The sequence below is a fragment of the Nonomuraea sp. NPDC049141 genome (assembly GCF_040648415.1).
In the GTDB taxonomy this organism is placed as follows: Bacteria; Actinomycetota; Actinomycetes; order Streptosporangiales; family Streptosporangiaceae; genus Nonomuraea.
Window position 1 is genome coordinate 1 of the sequence record NZ_JBEZDR010000098.1, and the last position, 3,399, is coordinate 3,399.

Sequence of the window (3,399 nt, forward strand, 5' to 3'; positions counted from 1 at the left end):
CACCCGGCGCGCTCCGCTCGGCGAGCTGGTCGGGGCCCGGTCCGGGGACAAGGGCGGCGACGCCAACCTGGGCGTCTGGGCCCGCACGGACGCGACCTGGTCGTGGCTGCGCGGCTGGCTGACCACCGCCCGGCTGCGCGAGCTGCTGCCGGAGACCGCGCCGCTGGCCGTGGAGCGGTACGAGCTGCCGAACCTGCGGGCGGTCAACTTCGTCCTCCGGGGCCTGCTCGGGCAGGGGGTGGCCGCCTCCACCCGGTTCGATCCGCAGGCCAAGGCGCTCGGCGAGCTGCTCCGCTCCCGGCTCGTCGACCTGCCGGCGGACCTCATGCCCGGCCCGGACCCCCGGGCCGGCGGCGCGACGCCCGGGGAGGGCCGATGACCATCGTGGACACGCCGGAGCGCCGGCAGTTACGGGAGCTGACCCGGGCCTTCGTCACCCGGGAGGTGCTGCCGCACCTGGACGACTGGGAGCGGGCCGGCGAGATCCCCCGCGAGCTGCACGCCACCGCCGCCAAGCTCGGCCTGCTCGGCATCGGCTTCCCGGAGGCCATCGGCGGCAGCGGCGGGGACCTGCTCGACTCGATCATCGTGACCGAGGAGATCATCCGCTCGGGTGGCTCGTCCGGGCTGATCGCCGCGCTCTTCACGCACGGCATCGCGCTGCCGCACATCGTCGCCTCCGGCGACCCGGAGCTGATCGACCGGTACGTCCGGCCGACGCTGGCCGGCACCATGATCGGCGCGCTGGCGATCACCGAGCCCGACGGCGGCTCGGACGTGGCGAGCATCCGCACCCACGCGCGGCGGGACGGCGACCACTACGTGGTCAACGGGTCGAAGACCTACATCACCAGCGGCGTACGGGCCGACTTCGTGACCACCGCCCTCTGCACCCTGCCCCCGGGCAGCGGCGCCCTGACCCTGCTGGTGATCGACAAGGACACCCCCGGCTTCACCGTCGGGCGCCGGCTGGAGAAGCTCGGCTGGCACTGCTCCGACACCGCCGAGCTGTCGTTCGCCGACGCCCGGGTGCCGGTGGCGAACCGGGTCGGCGCGGAGGACACCGCCTTCCTGTCGATCATGCAGAACTTCGCCGCCGAGCGGCTCTCGCTCGCCACCCAGGCGTACGCGACCGCGCAGCGCTGCGTGGAGTTGGCGGTGCGCTGGTGCCGGGACCGGTCCACGTTCGGCCGCCCCCTGGCGAGCCGGCAACTGGTCCGGCACCGGCTGGCCGAGATGCACACCCGCACCGAGGCGGCCCGCGCGTACGTGCACGAGGTGGCGGCGCGGGTGGCCGCCGGCGAGCCGGTGGTGACCGAGGTGGCGATGGCGAAGAACGTCGCGGTGGCGGCCTGCGCCGAGGTCGTCGACCAGGCGCTCCAACTGCACGGCGGCTACGGCTACCTGCGCGACGCCGAGGTGGAGCGGCACTACCGCGACGCCCGGATCCTCGGCATCGGCGGCGGCACCACCGAGATCATGAACGAGATCGTCGCGAAAGGCATGGGCCTGTGAGCGCGAGGAGTGAGCCGGGTCTGCGAGCCCCGCAGTCGCGAACGAAGGAGGGCCTGTGACCACACTGCGCAGCGCGGTCGACCCGTCCTCGCCGGGGCACCGCGCCAACCGGGAGGCGCTGCTGGAGCGCCTCGCCGAGCTGGACGCGGCCCTCGACAAGGCCCGCGCCGGGGGCGGCGAGAAGTACGTGACCCGGCATCACGGGCGCGGCAAGCTGCTCCCCCGGGAGCGGATCGAGCTGCTGCTCGACCCGGACAGCCCGTTCCTGGAGCTGTCGCCGGTGGCGGCGTACGGCACCGACTTCCCGGTCGGCGCCAGCGTGGTGACCGGCATCGGCGTCGTCGAGGGCGTCGAGTGCCTGATCGTCGCCAACGACCCGACGGTACGCGGCGGCGCGGTGAACCCGTGGTCGCTGGCGAAGACCCGCCGGGCGGGCGAGATCGCCCTGGCCAACCGGCTGCCGATGGTGAACCTGGTCGAGTCGGCCGGCGCGGACCTGCCCACCCAGGCGGAGATCTTCATCCCGGGCGGGCGGGTGTTCCGCGACCTGACCCGGCTCTCGGCCGCGAAGATCCCCACGGTCAGCGTGGTCTTCGGCAACGCCACCGCCGGGGGCGCGTACGTGCCGGGGATGTCCGACCACGTGATCATGATCCGGGACCGCTCGCAGGTCTACCTGGCCGGACCGCCGCTGGTGAAGATGGCCACCGGCGAGGTCACCGACGACGAGTCCCTCGGCGGGGCGGCCATGCACGCCACGACGTCCGGGCTGGCCGACTTCCTCGCCTCCGACGAGCGCGACGGCATCCGGCTGGCCCGGCAGTGCGTACGCCGGCTGAACTGGCGCAAGCAGGGCCCGGCGCCGCGCAACCCGCGCCCGGCCCCGCCCAGGTACGACCCCGAGGAGCTGCTCGGCATCGCCAGCGCCGACCTGAAGGTGCCGTTCGACCCGCGCGAGGTGCTGGCCCGGGTGCTCGACGACAGCGCCTTCGACGAGTTCAAGCCCGGCTACGGCACCGCCCTGGTGACCGGCTGGGGCGAGCTGCACGGCTACCCCGTCGGGGTGCTGGCCAACGCGCGGGGCGTGCTGTTCAGCGAGGAGGCGCAGAAGGCGGCCCAGTTCATCCAGCTCGCCAACGCCGCCGACACCCCGCTGGTCTTCCTCCAGAACACCACCGGCTACATGGTCGGCACCGAGTACGAGCAGCGCGGCATCATCAAGCACGGCGCCCTCATGATCAACGCGGTGTCGAACTCGACGGTGCCGCACCTGACGGTCAACCTGGGCGCCTCCTACGGCGCCGGCAACTACGGCATGTGCGGGCGGGCGTACGAGCCGAGGTTCCTGTTCACCTGGCCGAACGCCAAGTCGGCGGTGATGGGGCCGGCGCAGCTCGCGGGTGTGCTGTCCATCGTGGCCCGGCAGGCCGCCGCCGCCCGGGGCCGCGACTACGACGAGGACTCCGACGCCGCGATGCGGATGATGGTCGAGCAGCAGATCGAGTCGCAGTCCGGCGCGCTCTTCCTCTCCGGCCGGCTCTACGACGACGGGGTGATCGACCCCCGCGACACCCGTACCGTCCTCGGGCTCTGCCTGTCGGCGATCCACAACGCACCGGTCAGGGGCGCCGACGGCTTCGGCGTCTTCCGCATGTGAGCGCGAGGAACGCAGCGAAGCGGAGTCCCGCAGTCGCGAACGAAAGGCAGGCCCAGTGATCAGGAGACTTCTAGTGGCGAACCGGGGCGAGATCGCCCGCCGGGTCTTCGCCACCTGCCGGGCGCTGGGCGTCGAGACGGTGGCCGTGCACGCCGACGCCGACGCCGACGCGCCGTTCGTCGCCGAGGCCGACCACGCCGTGCGGCTGCCCGGGAACACGCCCGCCG

General features: G+C 73.4%; 3 protein-coding genes and 1 pseudogene. All 4 read left to right on the forward strand.

Annotation, left to right across the window (positions count from 1 at the left end; all coding sequences use genetic code 11):
• Positions 1 to 379: pseudogene (locus AB0B91_RS64585) on the forward strand (exopolyphosphatase); the annotation flags it as partial.
• Positions 376 to 1,515 (forward strand): acyl-CoA dehydrogenase family protein, encoded by a 1,140-nt coding sequence (locus AB0B91_RS64590; RefSeq protein WP_089003057.1) that lies wholly within the window; start codon positions 376 to 378, stop codon positions 1,513 to 1,515. The pseudogene AB0B91_RS64585 and the gene AB0B91_RS64590, both read left to right, overlap by 4 nt.
• A 55-nt stretch (positions 1,516 to 1,570) precedes the next feature.
• Positions 1,571 to 3,172: a carboxyl transferase domain-containing protein gene (locus tag AB0B91_RS64595; RefSeq protein WP_357662553.1), complete on the forward strand. Its 1,602-nt coding sequence runs from the start codon at positions 1,571 to 1,573 to the stop codon at positions 3,170 to 3,172.
• Between the two features lie 55 nt (positions 3,173 to 3,227).
• A partial coding sequence (locus tag AB0B91_RS64600; protein WP_358342910.1) for a biotin carboxylase N-terminal domain-containing protein occupies positions 3,228 to 3,399 on the forward strand: 172 nt, incomplete at its 3' end.

Bases quoted from the DNA above. Each gene is read 5' to 3' on its own strand.
- AB0B91_RS64590 (WP_089003057.1), top strand. From the start codon at position 376: ATGACCATCGTGGACACGCCGGAGCGCCGGCAGTTACGGGAGCTGACC.